This is a genomic window from Sphingomonas sp. PvP018 (assembly GCF_017876865.1).
Lineage (GTDB): Bacteria > Pseudomonadota > Alphaproteobacteria > Sphingomonadales > Sphingomonadaceae > Sphingomonas > Sphingomonas aerolata.
Genome location: NZ_JAGIOU010000001.1, coordinates 3,701,143 through 3,718,138 on the forward strand (window position 1 = coordinate 3,701,143; position 16,996 = coordinate 3,718,138).

18 protein-coding genes and 1 tRNA gene are annotated in these 16,996 nt (G+C 66.5%); 7 read left to right on the forward strand and 12 right to left on the reverse strand.

Going from position 1 to position 16,996, the window contains the following annotated elements; translation table 11 throughout:
• Positions 1 to 282 precede the first annotated feature (282 nt).
• Positions 283 to 714 (forward strand): c-type cytochrome, encoded by a 432-nt coding sequence (locus J3A66_RS16630; RefSeq protein WP_209570051.1) that lies wholly within the window; start codon positions 283 to 285, stop codon positions 712 to 714.
• Between the two features lie 6 nt (positions 715 to 720).
• Here J3A66_RS16630 and J3A66_RS16635 read toward each other — a convergent pair.
• Positions 721 to 797, reverse strand: a tRNA-Arg gene (locus J3A66_RS16635).
• A 106-nt stretch (positions 798 to 903) separates the two neighbouring features.
• On the opposite strand from J3A66_RS16635, the gene J3A66_RS16640 reads away from it, so the two are divergent.
• Positions 904 to 1,605 (forward strand): queuosine precursor transporter, encoded by a 702-nt coding sequence (locus J3A66_RS16640; protein ID WP_245337117.1) that lies wholly within the window; start codon positions 904 to 906, stop codon positions 1,603 to 1,605.
• Between the two features lie 107 nt (positions 1,606 to 1,712).
• Here the strand turns inward: J3A66_RS16640 and purQ are convergent, their stop codons facing one another.
• From purQ to J3A66_RS16670, 6 genes are all read right to left on the reverse strand, one after another.
• On the reverse strand, positions 1,713 to 2,381 hold the full coding sequence (purQ, locus tag J3A66_RS16645; RefSeq protein ID WP_056406243.1) for a phosphoribosylformylglycinamidine synthase subunit PurQ: 669 nt from the start codon (positions 2,379 to 2,381) through the stop codon (positions 1,713 to 1,715).
• Between the two features lie 13 nt (positions 2,382 to 2,394).
• Positions 2,395 to 2,625 carry a phosphoribosylformylglycinamidine synthase subunit PurS gene (gene purS, locus J3A66_RS16650; protein ID WP_031439802.1) on the reverse strand — a complete coding sequence of 77 codons (231 nt, stop codon included), beginning with the start codon at positions 2,623 to 2,625 and terminating at the stop codon, positions 2,395 to 2,397.
• Positions 2,626 to 3,405, reverse strand: coding sequence for a phosphoribosylaminoimidazolesuccinocarboxamide synthase (purC, locus tag J3A66_RS16655; protein WP_031396310.1), 780 nt, complete (start codon positions 3,403 to 3,405; stop codon positions 2,626 to 2,628). It abuts the gene before it with no gap.
• Between the two features lie 148 nt (positions 3,406 to 3,553).
• Entirely contained in the window at positions 3,554 to 4,657 is a 1,104-nt protein-coding gene (locus J3A66_RS16660; protein ID WP_209570055.1) for an acyltransferase, read from the reverse strand.
• 140 nt (positions 4,658 to 4,797) lie between these two features.
• The gene (kynU, locus tag J3A66_RS16665; protein ID WP_209570057.1) at positions 4,798 to 6,012 is read right to left on the reverse strand and encodes a kynureninase; all 1,215 of its coding nucleotides are present in this window, start codon (positions 6,010 to 6,012) and stop codon (positions 4,798 to 4,800) included.
• 34 nt (positions 6,013 to 6,046) lie between these two features.
• Entirely contained in the window at positions 6,047 to 6,943 is an 897-nt protein-coding gene (locus J3A66_RS16670) for an alpha/beta hydrolase (RefSeq protein WP_209570059.1), read from the reverse strand.
• Positions 6,944 to 7,165: 222 nt separating this feature from the next.
• Between J3A66_RS16670 and parC the strand changes: the two genes are divergently transcribed.
• Complete coding sequence (parC, locus tag J3A66_RS16675; RefSeq protein WP_037530076.1) at positions 7,166 to 9,415, forward strand: DNA topoisomerase IV subunit A; 2,250 nt, start codon at positions 7,166 to 7,168, stop codon at positions 9,413 to 9,415.
• A 186-nt stretch (positions 9,416 to 9,601) separates the two neighbouring features.
• Complete coding sequence (locus tag J3A66_RS16680) at positions 9,602 to 11,278, forward strand: bifunctional diguanylate cyclase/phosphodiesterase (protein WP_159512439.1); 1,677 nt, start codon at positions 9,602 to 9,604, stop codon at positions 11,276 to 11,278.
• Between the two features lie 4 nt (positions 11,279 to 11,282).
• Here J3A66_RS16680 and J3A66_RS16685 read toward each other — a convergent pair whose 3' ends face one another.
• From J3A66_RS16685 to J3A66_RS16700, 4 genes are all read right to left on the reverse strand, one after another.
• The gene (locus J3A66_RS16685; protein WP_209570061.1) at positions 11,283 to 12,476 is read right to left on the reverse strand and encodes a CCA tRNA nucleotidyltransferase; all 1,194 of its coding nucleotides are present in this window, start codon (positions 12,474 to 12,476) and stop codon (positions 11,283 to 11,285) included.
• A complete protein-coding gene (locus J3A66_RS16690; RefSeq protein ID WP_031395196.1) occupies positions 12,467 to 13,063 on the reverse strand; it encodes a CoA pyrophosphatase in 597 nt (198 codons plus the stop codon). The genes J3A66_RS16685 and J3A66_RS16690 overlap by 10 nt, the downstream gene beginning before the upstream one ends.
• Entirely contained in the window at positions 13,060 to 13,650 is a 591-nt protein-coding gene (locus tag J3A66_RS16695; RefSeq protein WP_081877670.1) for a DUF1285 domain-containing protein, read from the reverse strand. Before J3A66_RS16695 ends, J3A66_RS16690 begins: the two co-directional genes overlap by 4 nt.
• A gap of 76 nt (positions 13,651 to 13,726) precedes the next feature.
• Positions 13,727 to 14,236: an N-acetyltransferase gene (locus J3A66_RS16700; RefSeq protein WP_209570063.1), complete on the reverse strand. Its 510-nt coding sequence runs from the start codon at positions 14,234 to 14,236 to the stop codon at positions 13,727 to 13,729.
• A 138-nt stretch (positions 14,237 to 14,374) separates the two neighbouring features.
• Between J3A66_RS16700 and J3A66_RS16705 the strand changes: the two genes are divergently transcribed.
• On the forward strand, positions 14,375 to 14,746 hold the full coding sequence (locus J3A66_RS16705) for a dihydroneopterin aldolase (protein WP_166745972.1): 372 nt from the start codon (positions 14,375 to 14,377) through the stop codon (positions 14,744 to 14,746).
• 4 nt (positions 14,747 to 14,750) lie between these two features.
• Positions 14,751 to 15,041 carry a Rossmann fold domain-containing protein gene (locus J3A66_RS16710; protein ID WP_209570065.1) on the forward strand — a complete coding sequence of 97 codons (291 nt, stop codon included), beginning with the start codon at positions 14,751 to 14,753 and terminating at the stop codon, positions 15,039 to 15,041.
• Between the two features lie 24 nt (positions 15,042 to 15,065).
• On the opposite strand, the gene J3A66_RS16715 is transcribed toward J3A66_RS16710, so the two are convergent.
• On the reverse strand, positions 15,066 to 16,025 hold the full coding sequence (locus J3A66_RS16715; protein ID WP_245336851.1) for a hypothetical protein: 960 nt from the start codon (positions 16,023 to 16,025) through the stop codon (positions 15,066 to 15,068).
• A gap of 254 nt (positions 16,026 to 16,279) precedes the next feature.
• Between J3A66_RS16715 and J3A66_RS16720 the strand changes: the two genes are divergently transcribed.
• Complete coding sequence (locus J3A66_RS16720; RefSeq protein WP_056406249.1) at positions 16,280 to 16,960, forward strand: energy transducer TonB; 681 nt, start codon at positions 16,280 to 16,282, stop codon at positions 16,958 to 16,960.
• Positions 16,961 to 16,996 lie beyond the last annotated feature (36 nt).

Sequence of the window (16,996 nt, forward strand, 5' to 3'; positions counted from 1 at the left end):
AGGTTACGCGATACTCGGCAACGCCTCTGCCCATGGCTTATGCCAAGCAGTCGTGAATTGAAAATGAACGGGGCGCCCCGCCCGTCCGTGCGACACTCTCGTATCCGGGCGGGGCGCCGAGGACGCGATGCCGTATCGGCACTGCGTCGCTGACAACAAGCTAGCACCGGCGGCAAAAAGTGACAGCACCGCTCGTCACGCCGCTGCCTCGTTTCGCCCGAAAATCTGCGCTAGGCGGGGGACGCGGCCGTTCGGACGGGCCGGTGGTATCGGAGCGAAGGCATGCGGAGGATCGGGGTGACACTTGGGCTGATGCTCGTCGGCGCATGCCAGCAGACGGGCGATGGCCGGGATGCCGCCGCCGTGGAACGCCGCGTGGCGGTCGGGACGCTGACGGGTGACCCCGTGGCTGGTGCGCGCGTGTTCGTTCAGTGCAAGGCCTGCCACACGATCGGTGCGGACGCTCCCGATACCGACGGTCCTAATCTCTACGACGTGGTCGACGGCCCGGTCGCGCAACGCCGGCCGCGATTTGCCTATACCGCGGCGTTGCAGGCGATGGGCGGGCGCTGGGATGCAGCGCGGCTCGATGCGTGGCTTCGGGCACCGCAGGGCCTGGTGCCGGGGACGACGATGCGCTTTGCCGGTCTGTCCGATGCGCAGCAGCGCGCCGACGTGATCGCCTATCTCGCGACCTATCGCCGAGACCGTTAGGAAAGTTGGCGCGCCCGGAGGGAGTCGAACCCCCGACCGAGGAGGTAGAAGCTCCTTGCTCTATCCAACTGAGCTACGGGCGCGCACGCGTTCCGATTAGCGTGCATTGCACGAGCTTGGAACCGTCATCATAACGACGCGATGAATATCGTGGATCCCGACGCGCCCGAGCCGGTGGCGGCCACTGCCATGCGCAGCGAACAGTTCCGCTATTTCGATTTCGTGATGGCGGCATTCGTCACGATCCTGCTGCTGTCCAACGTCATCGGCGCGGGCAAGCGGGCGGTGATCGACCTGCCGTTCATCGGTGCCTGGCCGTTCGGCGCGGGGATCCTGTTCTTCCCGGTCAGCTATGTGATCGGCGACGTGCTGACCGAAGTCTACGGCTATGCGCGCGCGCGCCGCTGTATCTGGGCCGGGTTTGGCGCGATGCTCTTCATGGTGTTCATGTCGAGCGTCGTCGTCGCGCTGCCGCCGGATGCGGGATGGACGGGGCAGGCGGCGTATGAGTCGGTGTTCGGACAGGTGCCGCGTATCGTGCTCGCCTCGATCTGCGCGTTCTGGGTGGGCGAGTTCGCCAACAGCTTCGTGCTCGCGCGGATGAAGATCTGGACCAAGGGGCGCATGCTGTGGACGCGGACGATCGGCAGCACGGTGGTGGGGCAGGCGTTCGACAGCCTGATCTTCTATCCACTGGCCTTTTACGGCGCGCCCGACTGGCCGGTCGAGGCGATGCTGATGGTGATGGTCAGCCAGTTCGCGCTGAAGGTGTCGTGGGAGGTGCTGCTGACGCCGCTAACCTATGTCGCGGTGGGGTGGCTCAAGCGGCGCGAGGGGGTGGATGTGTATGACGAGGGGACGGACTTCTCGCCGTTCCGGACACACGTGTGACACACATCGTCCCCCGTTCGTGCTGAGCGAAGTCGAAGCACCTGGGTCTCAGGCCCTTCGACTTCGCTCAGGGCGAACGGATGGGGTGGGGTGGGTGACGAACCCGATTAAGCGCTGACGGCTTCCATCAGGCCTTCGAACAGGCGCCGGCCATCCGTGCCGCCATGCGCCGCTTCGATCCGGCGTTCGGGGTGTGGCATCATGCCAAGTACGTTGCCCTTGTCGTTGAGCAGACCCGCGATGTTGCGCGCCGATCCGTTAACGCTCTCGGCATAGCGGAACGCGACGCGGCCTTCGCCTTCGAGGCGGTCGAGCGTCTCGGTGTCGGCGAAGTAATTGCCGTCGTGATGCGCGACCGGGAAGGAGACGCGTTCGCCAGCGCTATAGCCAGACGTGAAGCGGCTCGAGGACGTCTCGACGGTCAGCGCGACGTCACGGCAGACGAAGTTCAGCCCCTGGTTGCGCATCAGTGCGCCGGGCAGGAGCCCTGCCTCGGTCAGGACCTGGAAGCCGTTGCAGATGCCGAGCACGGGCAGGCCCTTGCCAGCCTGCTCGACGACCGCGCGCATGATCGGCGAGCGTGCGGCGATCGCGCCCGAGCGCAGGTAATCGCCGTAGGAGAAGCCGCCGGGCACCGCGACCAGCCCGACATCGCCCGGCAGGTCGGCGTCGCCGTGCCAGACCATGGTCGGCTTGACGCCGGTCACCGTTTCCAGCGCGACGGCGATGTCGCGGTCGCAGTTGGAGCCGGGAAAGACGATGACCGCAGTCTTCATGATTTTACCACCTTCATGCCTTCTCGACCCGGTAATTCTCGATCACCGTATTGGCGAGCAGCTTGCGGCACATGCCGTCGATCGTCGCGTCGTCGGTATCGTCGGCGACCTCCAGTTCGATCAGCTTGCCTTGGCGAACGTCCTGCACGCCGTCGAAGCCGAGGCTGCCGAGCGCGTGGTGGATGGCGCGGCCCTGCGGGTCGAGCACGCCGGGCTTGAGTGTCACGAAAACCTTGAGTTTCATTTACTTGCCCCGGTTCTTGCGATGCTTTTCGAGGTCGAGGACCGAATTGTCGCCGCCTTCGGGCAACAGGCCAAGACGGCGTGCAACCTCCTGATAGGCCTCGACTTCGCCGCCGAGATCGCGGCGGAAGCGGTCCTTGTCCATCTTCTCGTTGGTTTCCATGTCCCACAGACGGCAGCCATCGGGGCTGATCTCGTCCGCGAGGATGATGCGGCCATAGTCGTTGTCGAAGATGCGGCCGAATTCGAGCTTGAAGTCGACGAGGCGGATGCCGACGCCGGCGAACAGCCCACACAGGAAATCGTTCACGCGGATCGCGAGGTCGGCGATGTCATGCATCTCCTCCTGGCTCGCCCAGCCGAACGCGGCGATATGCTCGTCGGAGATCATCGGATCGCCGAGCGCATCGTCCTTGTAGTAATATTCGATGATCGTGCGGGGCAGCTTGGTGCCCTCCTCGATCCCGAGACGCTTCGAGATCGAACCCGCGGCGACGTTGCGCACGACGACTTCGATCGGGACGATCTCGACCTGGCGGATCAGCTGCTCGCGCATGTTGAGCCGGCGGATGAAGTGCGTCGGCACGCCGATATGATCGAGCAGCGTGAAGATGTGCTCGGAAATCCGGTTGTTCAGCACGCCCTTGCCGTTGATCGTGCCCTTTTTCTGGGCATTGAACGCGGTCGCGTCGTCCTTGAAATACTGGATCAGCGTGCCGGGTTCGGGACCCTCGTAGAGGATCTTGGCCTTGCCTTCGTAGATCTGGCGGCGGCGAGCCATGCGCGGTCCCCTGAAAATTGAGCGGCCCCGACCCCAACGATAATCTTCGCGGAGCCGAGGCCGGAATAGGCCGCGCCTATAGGCGAAGGGCGCGGGCGGTGCAATCGGATCGGCGTGCCGGTGTGAACGGAATGCAGGGCTGTCGATGCTATCCGGCGACTTCAGGAAGCGGCTGGTCCACCGGCGCCGCCCGGGCGGGACGGGCCGGGGTCAGTCGGCGAACGAGACCGAGCAGCGGTTTCTCTACCAGCAGATGGGCGAGCAGGCCGATGATAATCGCGATGATGACGATCAGGACCACGACGGGTTGCTGCGGCAGTCGGCTGACCGCGGGAATTTTCACCAGCCATCCATAGCCCATCATCACGAAGGCATGGGTGAGATACAGCGCATAGGAGGCATCACCGAGCAGGACGAGGAACCGCGCAACCGCGGTGCGTGGTGCACCGATCGTCAAGACGCTGGCGACGACGACGACTGCGGGAAGGCCCCAGGCCGCGATGCGCGGCAGTTCGGGCAGGCTGGTGGTGGCGTCGTGCGCGACGAACAGCGGCACGACGGCCATGACCGCCATCGCGACAAGTGCCATGACGGGCGGCACGGGCCAGGCCCGGTCGCGGCGCATCCACGCGGCATAGCCATATCCCAGGACGAGGCCGAAGCAGAATTCGAGCGATAGCGGGCTCGCCAGAAACCTGGCGGTGGCGGTCGCAGGCATCAGCGAGCCCGCGACCTGCAGGCACAGGATCGCCGCGATCGTCGCGATCACTGATAGCGTTGCCGAGCGCGCCCAGAGCGTGGCCGCGAAGAGAAGGTAGAAATACATTTCAAAGACGAGCGTCCACGCGGTTCCGAGCAGCGCATTGCCCGGCAGCAGGATCAGCGCGCCGGCGATCGTCCGTGCGGGATAATGGTTGGAAGCAAGGAATCCCATCGCCGAGATCGTCAGGACGGCGAGGCAGCACAACCAGTAGAAGGGGTAGATGCGGGTTGCGCGGCGGAACAGGAAGGTCCCGGGTGTCGGCCGGCCGCGGCGATCCCTGAACGTGACGTGGAACATGATGAAGCCGCTGATGACGAAGAATATGTCGACGCCGGACGCGCCCGATGTCGTCAGCCAATCGGGACTGAACTTCCCGATCGCACCCCCCGATTCCTCCAGCGTGTGATGGACGACGACGGCCAGCGCCGCGATCGCACGCAGCATCTGTATGCCGTATAATTCGACATGATCCGACTGTTTGATTGTCACTGTTACGCCCCCGCGGCGCGACGCTCCCCATGCGTCGCGCCTATCGGCTAACAGATCGTACAGTGAAAGTCAGGGTTGGTTCGTCGGATGCAAAGTGGCGCTATTTTACAACTCTTGGCCGTCAGCGAAGGCTACTATTCTCAGGTAACGGCAAGTCGTTCCGAATACTGTGGATTCTGCCACTCTCCGGTTTCGACGATCTTTTTCAGCATCTCGCCCGCGCACCAGACGTCTTCATGACTGAGATAGAGCGGGGTCAGGCCGAGGCGGAGGATGTCGGGGTCGCGGAAGTCGCCGATGACGCCGTGCGCGATGAGCGCCTGCGTGATCGCATGCGCGTGGGGGTGGCGGAAGCTGATATGGCTGCCGCGCTGGGCGGGATCGCGCGGAGTGACGCAGTCGAGGCCGAGCGCGTCGCCGGCGGCGGCGAGGATGTCGAACAGACGCGCGCTTTTGGCGGCGACAGCGTGCTGGTCGATGTCGGCCCAGAGATCGAGCGCGGTTTCGAGCGCGGTGGTCGACAGCATCGCGGGGGTGCCTGCGAGCCAGCGCTTCATCCCCGGCGCGGGGCGATAAGCGTCCTCGAACGCGAAGGGAGCGGCGTGGCCCATCCAGCCGGAAAGCGGGCTGGCGAGCCTGTCCTGCCAGCGCTTGGCGACGTAGATAAAGGCGGGCGCGCCGGGGCCGCCGTTGAGATATTTATACGTGCAGCCGACCGCCAGATCGGCGTCGGCGCAGTTCAGGTCGATCGGCACCGCGCCGACGCTGTGGCTGAGGTCCCAGAGCATCAGCGCGCCGGCATCGTGGGCGCGGGCGGTCCACGCGGTCATGTCGAAGCGCTCGCCGGTCTTGTAGTGGACATGGGTGAGCAGCAGCACCGCGGTGCCCTCGTCCAGCGCCTCTGCGAGATCCGCACGCGCGACCACCTTCAGCCGGGCGCCGGGGACGCAGGCGACCGCGCCCTCGGCGATGTGGAGGTCGGTCGGGAAATTGCCGGCCTCGCTCAGCACCGTGTGGCGGTCGGGGTTGGCGCGCAACGCCGCGACCAGCGCCTTGAACAGATGCGTCGAGGTCGTGTCGCCGATGATGACCTCGTCCGCGGCGGCGCCGATCAGCGGGGCGATCTTCGCGCCGATCCGCTGCGGTGCGTCGATCCAGCCCTCGTTCCAGCTGCGGATCAGCCGGTCGCCCCATTGCCGGGTCGCGACGTCGGCGAGCGCGGCGGGCGTCGCCTTGGGAAGCGCGCCGAGCGAATTGCCGTCGAGATAGATCACGCCTTCCGGCAGCGCGAACTGCTCCCGGTACGCCGCCAGAGGATCGGCGGCGTCAAGCGCGCGGACTTCGTCGAGGGTCATGGTCGGGCCTTTGTAGATACGGGCGGGTTCAGGGTCATTTCAGGGCAGCCGCGATCAGCCGTTTCGCTTCCGCCCAAGCGGGAGTCTCGGGTGCGACGAGTTCGACATGGCCGGTTGCCGGGATGGTGTGGAGGACGGCGGTGTCGCCTGCGGTTTTTGCCCTGGCGACATAATCGGTGGCGAAGGGGAAGGGGATGATCCGGTCCTCGCGGCCGTTGACGAGGTCCTGCGCTATGCCGAGAGGAAGAAGGCGCAGCACCGAGGTGTCGGCGTACACATCCGCGCGGGCCGCGCTGGGTGTACCGACGAGCTTGGCAACGACCTCCGTGCCGCAGCCATTGGCGGGGGTGGCCGCCGTCGCCTCAAGATCGGGCAGGCCGCCGAGGCTGATGACATGGTCGATGCGGAGCGGCGCGCTGCTGTGGAGCGGGCTGGCAGCAGGAATCTTTGCGCGGGCGGCGAGCCAGAGCGCGAGATGGCCACCGGCGGAATGGCCGATCGCGACGATGCGGCGCGTGTCGAGACTGAAGGTCGCCGCGTTCGCAGTGAGCGCGTCGGTCGCCTTCGCCGCGTCCTCGAAGGTCCCCGGATAACCCCCGCCGGCGCGGTCGACGCCGCGATAATCGATGTTCCAGACGGCGATGCCGTCCTTGCGCAGATCGTCCGCGACCCAGTTCATCAGGCTGCGATCGGCGATGCTCGTCGTCCAGCAGCCGCCATGGACCATCACCACGACCGGGAAGGGGCCTTTGCCCTTCGGGCGCCAGACATCGACCTTCTGCATCTGGTCGGGACCATAGGCGATGGTCGCGTCGGGGCTCGGCTTCGGCCGTTTGACGAGGTCGGGCCAGGTCAGGAGCTTGGATGCGGGCGGTTCGGCGATCACTGGTGTGGAGATGGCGGCGAGTGCGAGAAAGGCAAGGCGGATCATGGGGTTGCGTGGCCTTTCGGGGAGCAGGTGACGAACGCAGCAGCGGTCATGCTCTGACGGTGGCGGACGTTGCGGGTGGACGCAATATCGGTGGGAGGCTTGGCTCGTGGGTCCTGATGTTCGTCAGGGTGACGGGCAGGGGATGAGGACAGGGCGGCCTGGTCGGGGTGTTGAGAACAACAGTGGAACCTTTGGGCCGCGCTTGCTATCCACAAGGCAACTATGGTCACCGATTTCAAAGATCCCTTCGATTCCATCGTCGACGCTCCGTTCGACAGCGCGCTGAGCGAGCGGTACCTCGTCTATGCGCTCTCGACGATCACCGCGCGGTCGTTGCCCGATGTGCGCGACGGGATGAAGCCGGTGCACCGGCGGCTGCTCTGGGCGATGCGGCTGCTGAAGCTCGATCCGAGCCAGGGCTACAAAAAATGCGCGCGCGTCGTCGGCGACGTGATCGGCAAATATCATCCGCATGGCGACCAGTCGGTCTATGACGCGATGGTCCGGCTCGCGCAGACCTTCTCGCTGCGCTATCCCCTCGTCGACGGGCAGGGCAATTTCGGCAATATCGACGGGGATAACGCCGCTGCCTACCGCTATACCGAGGCGCGGCTGACGCAGGTTGCGGTCGACCTGATGGACGGTCTCGACGAGGATGCGGCCAATCTTCGCCCGACCTACAATGGCGAGGACGAGGAGCCCGAGCTGTTCCCCGGCATGTTTCCCAACCTACTCGCCAATGGCGCGAGCGGGATCGCGGTCGGGATGGCTACCAGCATCCCGCCGCACAACGCCGCCGAGCTGATCGAGGCGGCGATCCTGCTGGTCGATCAGCCCGATGCCGACAATGACGCGATCCTGGCGCATGTGACGGGGCCGGACTTTCCGACCGGCGGGCTGGTCGTCGATCCGCCCGCGGTGATCCGCGAATCCTATGCCACCGGGCGCGGCGGGTTCCGGGTGCGCGCGCGCTGGGAGATCGAGCGCGAAAAGGGCGGGATGTGGACGCTGATCGTGTCCGAGATCCCGTATGGCGTCCAGAAGGGCAAGCTGATCGAACAGATCGCCGACCTGATCAACGCCAAGCGGCTGCCGATCCTGGCGGACGTGCGCGACGAATCGGATGCCGAGATCCGCATCGTGCTGGAGCCGCGGAGCCGGACGGTCGATCCGCAGGTGCTGATGGACGGGCTGTTCCGGCTGACCGATCTCGAGACGCGGGTGAGCCTCAACCTCAACGTGCTCGACAAGGACCGCACGCCGCGCGTGATGTCGCTGCGCGAGGCGCTGGCGGCCTGGGTCGAACATCAGTTCGTCGTGCTGACCCGGCGGACGCAGCACCGGCTGGAGAAGATCGCGGACCGGATCGAGCTGCTCGACGGCTATCTGATCGCCTATCTCAACCTCGACCGCGTGATCGAGATCATCCGCACCGAGGACGAGCCGAAAAAGGTGATGATCGCCGAGTTCAACCTGACCGATCGTCAGGCGGAGGCGATCCTGAACATGCGGCTGCGGTCGCTTCGCCGGCTCGAAGAGTTCGAGATCAAGACCGAGCGCGACAAGCTCGACAAGGAACAGGCGACGCTGACCGCGTTGCTCGCCGATCCCAAGCTGCAGAAGAAGCGGATGAAGGCGGACCTGCGCAAGATCCGCGACCGCTATGGCGCCGAGACGCTGCTCGGCAAACGGCGCACGACGATCGAGGAGGCCGCGCCGACCCGCGACATTCCGCTCGAGGCGATGATCGAGCGTGAGCCGATCACCGTCATCCTGTCGCAGCGCGGCTGGATCCGCGCGATGCGCGGGCACAACGACCTCGCGAGCCCCGAGGCGTTGAAGTTCAAGGAGGGCGACGGCCCGGCCTTCGCCTTCCATGCGCAGACGACCGACAAGCTGCTGCTCGCGGCCGAGAATGGGCGGTTCTTCACGCTGGCGGCGGACAAGCTGCCGGGCGGGCGCGGCTTTGGCGAGCCGGTGCGCGCGATGATCGACCTGGACGGCAGCGTCGGGATCGTCGCGCTCTTGCCCGCGGCGCGGCAAGCCAAGCTGATGGTCGCGGCGACCGATGGCCGCGCGTTCATCGCGACCGCGGCGGACGTGATCGCGGAGACGCGCAAGGGCAAGACGGTGATGACGCCGCGGATCGGCGAGAAGGTGAAGCTGGTCCGTCCGGTCGACCCCGCGGATGATTATGTCGCGGCGATCGGCGACAACCGCAAGCTGCTGGTGTTCCCGATCAACGAGCTGGTCGAGATGAATCGCGGGCAGGGGGTGCAGCTCCAGCGTTACCGCGACGGCGGGCTGGCGGATGCAATCACCTTCGTCTTCGCCAACGGCTTGAGCTGGGCGATGGGCGGCGAAACCAAACGCACGCGGACCGAGGCGGATCTGGGGCCGTGGCGTACGGCGCGCGGCGCGGCCGGGCGGATGCCCCCCACAGGTTTTCCCCGCGACAACCGATTCGGCTGAAATTCGTCTATGCTAAGGCGATGCGTGCTGACCATCGCGATCTGACTCCAAGGTAAATCGGGGGCCAGCGGCCGGGTCGTTGCGGACTGGGGCCGGGCTGTCTGAACCGGCGTTGAAATAATCGTACTCGTTTTGGGTCTTTTGTAAATTTCACGCGGTCTTAACGAAGCCGGGTTAGGCAGGACTATGGAATGGGTTCTTCACGAGGCCGAACAACCGGCAACCGTCTCGGCTGAACTCGTCGCGCGCGGCCTCGAGCTGAGCCCGATTCCGATGGTCCACCTGACGCTCGAGAACGGTGGGCTCGAGCTGTTCGCGATGAACCGGGCCTATCGCCTGGCCGGGCTGGGCGTCGTCGCGACGCGGTCGCCCATGATCGCCGATCTGGGCGATCGGATCATCGCCTTTCTGCTGACGTCGCAGACCCGACTCGACTTCGACTGGGCCTTTGGTGACACGATCGATTGCCGGCATTACCGCGTGACGATCGCGCGGAGCAGCGCAGCGATCCACGACCGGTGCACGCTAAGCTTCGTCGACCGGACCTCGCAGATCCATACCGAACGCAGCATGCGACGCGAGATGACGACCGACAGCCTGACCGGGCTGCTCAACCGCGAAGGGTTCGAGGATCTGGTCGAGGCGGTCGAGGATCACGCCGCGCGCGCGGTCCTGGCGATCGATATCGACCGGTTCGGGCGGCTGAACGCGTGCCTGGGATCGCTGGTCGGCGACGAGATGCTGATCACCGTCGCGCGGCGGATCAAGGGCGCGCTGCGGGTGCGCGATACGCTGGCGCGGGTCGGCGGCGGGCAGTTTGCAGTGCTGATGACGATCGACGAGGATCCCGCAGAGGCACTGCGTCTCGCCGACCGGATCCAGCGCGCGCTGATCGCGCCGTTCCGCCTGACCGATTACGAGATCCGGGTCGAATGCTCGATCGGCATCGCCTATGGCCGGGACGAGACCGGCGACACCGCCGAGATGATCCGCCACGCGCAGTTCGCGGTAAAGCGCGGCAAGGCGACGGGGCGGACCGAATGCTATCAGCGCCAGGAATTCGTGATCGCGCGCGAACAGTTCGGCATGGAGACCGCGCTGCGTCGCGCGATCGAGAATGACCGGCTGCGGCTCGCCTATCAGCCGATCTGCGATCTTGCGACCGGGCGTATCGTCGCGTTCGAGGCGCTGGCGCGGTGGACCGACGAGGATGGTCGCGAGATCCCGCCGACACAGTTCATTCCGGTTGCCGAGGAATCGGGGCTGATCGTTCCACTGGGGCGCTGGGCGATCGATGCGGCGGCGCGGACGCTGGCGGCGTGGGACGTACGTGCCGGCGGGCATTGCGGCGTTCGCGTCGCGGTGAACCTGTCCGCGATCCAGCTGCAGCGCGACGCGATCGCGCCGGTGGTCGAGTCGGCGCTGTCTCGCTCGCGGCTCGGCGGCGATCGGTTCACACTCGAATTGACCGAAAGCGCGATCGTGTCCGACCCGGACCGGATCGCGCAGGCGATGCATGCGCTGAAGGATCTCGGCACGACACTCGCCATGGACGATTTCGGGACCGGCTATTCCAATCTCGCCTATCTCCAGAAACTGCCGATCGATGTGCTGAAGATCGACCGGAGCTTCGTGACGGGGATGCTGGCGGACCGCGACAAGGTGTCGATCGTCCGCGCGATCCTCAGTCTCGCACAGGCGCTCAACATGCAGACGACCGCGGAGGGGATCGAGACGGGCGACTTGGCCCAGACGCTCGCGGCGCTCGGATGCACCTATGGCCAGGGCTATGTCTTCGCTCGGCCGCTCGAGGCGGCTCAGGCGTTCGAGTCGATCTTCAACCGGGTCCCGATCCTGGCCTGAAGGCTTAGGCGAGCGTTTCGGTGACCGCCTTGTCCGCGATCGCATCGACCCGGGCCTGATCTGGGAAACCCTCCGCGATCCACTGAGTCTCGATCCGCCGGCGCATCGCCGCGACGTCGGGTCCCTTGCGCAGGCCGCGTTCGACCAGCGCGCCGCCGCTGATCGGTAAGGCGGGCGGCGACCAGTCGGCAATCGGCGCGACGTCCGCACCTGCGATCAGCAACCGGTCGATCGCGCCAGCAAGGCCGTGGCGATAGGCGAGTGCGCGCGGGCCTTCGTCGCCAATCCCCTGCGTCGCCGCGACGACGCGTTTGCGATTGGTGTTCGACAGTTTCAGCCGTGCAGCGACCACATCGCCGTCGCGGGCGGGGATCAGTGCGGCCAGACGCCGGATCGGATCGGGCGCAATGCCGGCGGCATGTTCGTGATCGACCAGCGCGGCCAGCCGCGCGACCCCGTCGGCGTCGATCTCGGGCAGCACCGCACGCCAGATGCCGCGCTCGACCATCAGTGCGATCACCGCAACGGCGCGCGCCGCGACGAGCAGCTTGAGCAGTTCGGCGGCGATCCGTTCGCGGGACAGCGCCATCAGGTCGTTCGCGCGGGCGGCGCACGCCTCCAGCCCGGCGGCGTCGATCTGGGTCCCGAACCGCGCGTGAAAGCGGAAGAAGCGCAGGATCCGCAGATGATCCTCCGCAATCCGCTGCAGGGGATCACCGATGAAGCGCACGCGCCCTGCGGACAGATCGTCAAGGCCACCGAAATAGTCGAAGATCTCGCCGCTGACGGGATCGGCATAGAGCGCGTTGATCGTGAAATCGCGGCGCGCCGCATCCTCGCGCCAGTCATCGGTATAGGCGATCGTCGCATGCCGCCCGTCGGTCGCGACGTCGCGGCGCAGCGTCGTAATCTCGACGGTTCCCCCCTCGGTCACCGCGGTGATCGTGCCATGCGCGAGCCCGGTCGGCACCGCGCGGATCCGCGCATCCTCGAGCCGTTCCAGGACCTCCTGCGGGGGCAGGCTCGTCGCGATGTCGATGTCGATCGCGCCGGTATCGGCCGGTGCCAGGCCGAGCAGCGTGTCGCGCACCGCCCCGCCGACGAAGCGCGACTGCGCCGACGCCCCGCCCAGCACGGCGGTCAGCGCAGCGAGGCCGGGGCGCGTCCGCCAGGCGGCATCGGGAAGGCTCATGCCCATTGCAGTCGTCGCCTCAGATTGACGATCATCGCCGCGGTCGCGCCCCAGATGCGGCGGTCGTTCCAGATGATCTCGTAATAATGCCGCTCATGACCCTGCCACTCGACGCTGGCTTCGACATGATTGCCCGAATCGAGCAGGAATTCGAGCGGAACCTCGAACACGTTTGCAACCTCGGCCTCGCTCGGGTGAAGCACGAGGTCCGGGGGGATGACGCCGATCACCGGCGTCACCTGGAAGCCGGTGACGGTGCGATAGGTATCGGCCTGGCCGATGACGGTCACGCGGTCGCGCGGCAACGCGATCTCTTCCTCGGCCTCGCGCAGCGCGGCGGTGACGATATCCTCGCCGGGATCGATCCGGCCGCCGGGAAACGCGATCTGGCCCGCATGCTTGCGCATCGTCTCGGTACGCTGGGTCAGGATCACCCCGGGTTCGGCACGATCGGTCACCGCGATCAGCACTGCCGCGGGCAGCAGCGTATCGCCGGGCGGCAGATCGATATCGTCACGGTCGCCCGTCAGCAGGATCATGCCCGGCTCGACACCCCGCGACAGCGCGCTGCGCAGCCGATCGGCGAGCGTCACGCGGCGATGTCTTCGGGCGACGGCATGGCAGGTTCGAGCGGGAAGAACTGGCCGTCGCTCCATAGTCCGACCGGCGATTCGCCGCCGGCAATCGCGCGGTCGGCGAGCTCGTAATAGACCGGGCGTGCCACCACCGCCTCCATCCCGCCACGGACCATCAGATAGGGTCGCGGGCCGTCTTCATCCTCAACGAAGCGGATCGGGTGCGCGGCACCCGCGGTGACGAGGTCACCGGTGTTGAGCCGGAAGGTCAGCCTGGTCGCTGGACCCTCGCCATCGATCTTCACCTCGACCGCGACGAACGGCACGTCCTCGACGACGATGTCGAGCTTCTCGACCGGGGTAACCAGGACATAGCCGCCCGATGGCTCGCGCCTGAGGATCGTCGAGAAGAGCCGGACCATCGCCTCGCGACCGATCGGCGTGCCCTGATGATACCAGGTCCCGTCGCGCGCGATCCGCATTTCGCTGTCGCCACAATGCGACGGATTCCATTTGTCGACCGGCGGCAGTTTCTGCTCGTCGGCGAGCCGGGCGATTTCGGCGAGGCTCAGCGAGGCAAGATCGGGGAGGGGGTCCATAGGCATGAGCGCGAGGTAGGGTGCGCATGGCCTCTCGTAAAGTCTCGCGGCAGGCGAAGCGCCAGGCCGCGCTGCGGCGTCGTCAGCCGGCTGCGCCTGGGCGCGGGCCGAGCATTCCAGCGTCGTCGGGTACGGCCCCCCCTAGTGCAAGAAGCCGGTGACGTTCGACCGGACCCGGTGCCTCCCACGCGGCTGTGCGCTCGGCGGAAAAGCCGAAGAACCGGCCATAATAGTCCGGATCGCCGATCAGCATCAGCGCGTCGCCCAGATCGCTCGCCGCAGCGACCTCGAGTGCGCGCGCCACCAACGCCCGGCCGATGCCGTCGCCCTGATGGCCCGGCGCGACCGCGACCGGGCCGACCATCACCAGCGGCAACGCCGCATTTGCGGTCATGAGCGCGATCGGCCAGCACTGGATCGAGCCCAGCAGCATGTCGCCCGACACTGCGGCAAAGCTGAGCGTCGGGATCGCGGTTCCATCGCCGCGGATCATATAGGCGGTCCGGCCATGACGATCCTGCCCGAACGCGCGGTCGAGCAGCGCCTCGACCTCGGCATCCGGGACGGCGTTCAAGGGGACGAGTTCGAACACCGGCTTCTCCAGCGCCGGCGCAGGAACGTCCGGGGCCGCGCGCTTTACGCAGCACGTCGCCGAACGCAAGCGGAACCGGCGTAGCGCCGCGTCCGCCCCGGGCCTTCCCTACGGTCGCGGCTCTGCTAGAGCGCGGCGATGCAAGACAGTCTTCAGCTCGAAGTGCACGACATGGAAGTGCAGGTGCTCACCGGAATCTATTCGGAGGAGACGCATCTGCCCCAGCCGCTGCGGATTTCGCTCACCGTCGATCTCACCTGCCCGAGCCGGTTCGATCCCGACACGCCCTTGTCGGCGTCGAAAAACTATCTCGATCTGAAACATGCCGCGACCACGGCCCTGCCGGCGGGCGTGCATTTCACGCTGATCGAGGCCGTTGCCGACCATATCTGCGAGACGCTGTTCCTGCAGGACGCGCGTGTTCAGCGGGTTGCGGTGAAGATCGTCAAGCTGGCGATCGCCGAAGCGGGCGAGGCGATCGGCGTGACGCTCGTGCGACATCGGCGGTGAGATCATGCGGCTGATCGTGGGCGAGCGTGACGACATCGCGGCGTGCGTGCGCGACGCGCGCGCGCGACTGGGCACCGACGACAGCCTGGTCGTGGTGATTCGCGAAAGCAGCGATTCGCTTTTTGCCGCCCAGGCCCGCGCCGCGATCGCGCCGCTCGCGATCGAGGCGGCGCCGGTGACGCGAATCAACGCCGTCCTGTCCCATAATGGGGCGCGGGCCATCGATGTCGAAGCGGCGATCAGCTACCTCGAGACCGCCCTGTCGACGACCGGGCAGATCATTGAGATCCGCTGAGCGGACCCTCGCTCGGCGGTCCGGTCAGCGCCGCGGGCTGCGTCCACATGGGCCGAGCGCACGAAGAACGAACTGATAATCCTCACGCGCGATCACCGCGTCGGTGGCTGCCATTGACGCGACGCTGCGATCCGGCATCGCGGCGGGAAGCGCGCAGGCTAGCCGGTACCACAACAGCGAACCACGCGGCGGAGGGGCCGCGGCCTCGTCGACGATCTCGCTCAGCGCGACCGCCCAGCGGGGTTGCTCGCCGGGCCGCCGCAGGATCGACAGCGAGACGGGACGCTGATCCGAAGTGGTCAGGAAGATCTGCGTTTCGCCTTCGCCGGGCAGGGCGCCCGGCACGTGAAAGGCGTTGCCGATCCCGGTGATGACGGGCGGCGCGTCGGCGGCGAGCACCTCGCGGGCGATGCGGCGGACCTGCGCGTCGAGGGCCGGCGTCCAGTCGCGTTGCGCGTCGCGCGCGACGAGTTGGATCTGGGCGGTCGATGTTCCGGCGGTACGTGCAAACAGCAGCACGCGCGCCTTTTTCAGCTTTGGCAGTCGACCGTTGGAATCCGGTGCAACATCAAGCAGATAGCCGAGTCTTGGGGCCACGCCACCACTGCCGCGAATCAGCGCGGTCACGTCGGCCTCGACATAGAACCGGACGAGCCCGGGTGCGACATCCGCCGCCTCTGCGCCCTTGATCCGCGCGGTCGAGCGAATCGTCGCGTCGGCGATCACCGGCGCGGCGAGAACGAGATCCGCGAGGTCCGCATAGCCCGCGCCCTGGTCGGGCGCCGCGGGCTGCGCCGGACCCGTGCCAGCCGCTCCAGCGGGCTCTGCATCGCGCGCGCCTTCCCATTGCCGATCAAGCTGTTCGGGGGTCAGCGTCGTCGAGTCGCCGGCGCTGTTTTGCTGCGGCGCGGTCGGCACGGATTGCGGCGGGGGGGCCGTCTGCGCAACGATCGGGGCTGCCGCGATGACGGCGAACAGGGTCATGAGCGGTGGGATGGAACGTGGGGATATCATCGCCATGGGCTACGCGATGGCGCATGAACGTTACAGAAATAAAATTGCCATCATACGCTTGTACGTTTGTTGCGTCCGACAAAGCGTTTGCGTGTCGCATGGCGTGGCGATAGACATTGCGCACTGCCGCGTGGAATTTTTGCTTCACGGCACACGTTTGCGTTGCGCCTGCCCCCATGCGCGACTGCGTGAAGGCAGACAGAATAAGGGAGTGTCGTTGCTGAATGGCCTATGTTGACCAGAAGATGTCCTCAGGCAAAATCGTCGCGATCGTCATCGTCGCGCTGATTCATGCTGCCTTGGGCTATGCTTTCGTCACCGGCCTCGCGTTTCAATACGTGAAAAAGGCCACCGAAAAGTTAAACACGTTCGACGTGGAGCCGCCGCCACCGCCGCCTCCGCCCGACGAGCCCCCGCCGCCGCCGCCTGACCAGCCCAACCTGCCGCCGCCGCCGACCACCGTCGTCGTGCCGCCGCCGGTCGTTGTTACGCCGTCGCCCGCTCCGGCGATCACGACGTCGAACATCATCCCGCTGAGCCAGCCAACGGCACCGCCGGCGCCTCCCGCGCCGCCAGCGCCGCCGGCCCCGCCAGCAGCACCGACGGTCAGCAAGGCCGCGGGCGCCAAGGGTAATCCGGCGACGTGGGTGAGCCAGGACGACTATCCGCCGAGCGCGATCCGTGCCGGCGAACAGGGTGCGGTCGCGATGCGCTGGGACATTAATGCCCAGGGTCGTGTCGAGAACTGCACCGTGACGTCGTCGAGCGGTTCGCCTGCTCTCGATCGGGCAGCCTGTGCTGCGATGACGCGACGTGGTCGCTACTCGCCAGCGCTCGATCAGGCCGGGAACCCGATGCGTTCGAGTGCGACGCAGCGTATCCGGTGGACGTTGCCGGAAAATTAATCTGCGTCTCGGCGCACTTAGACCAACGAATCTTAA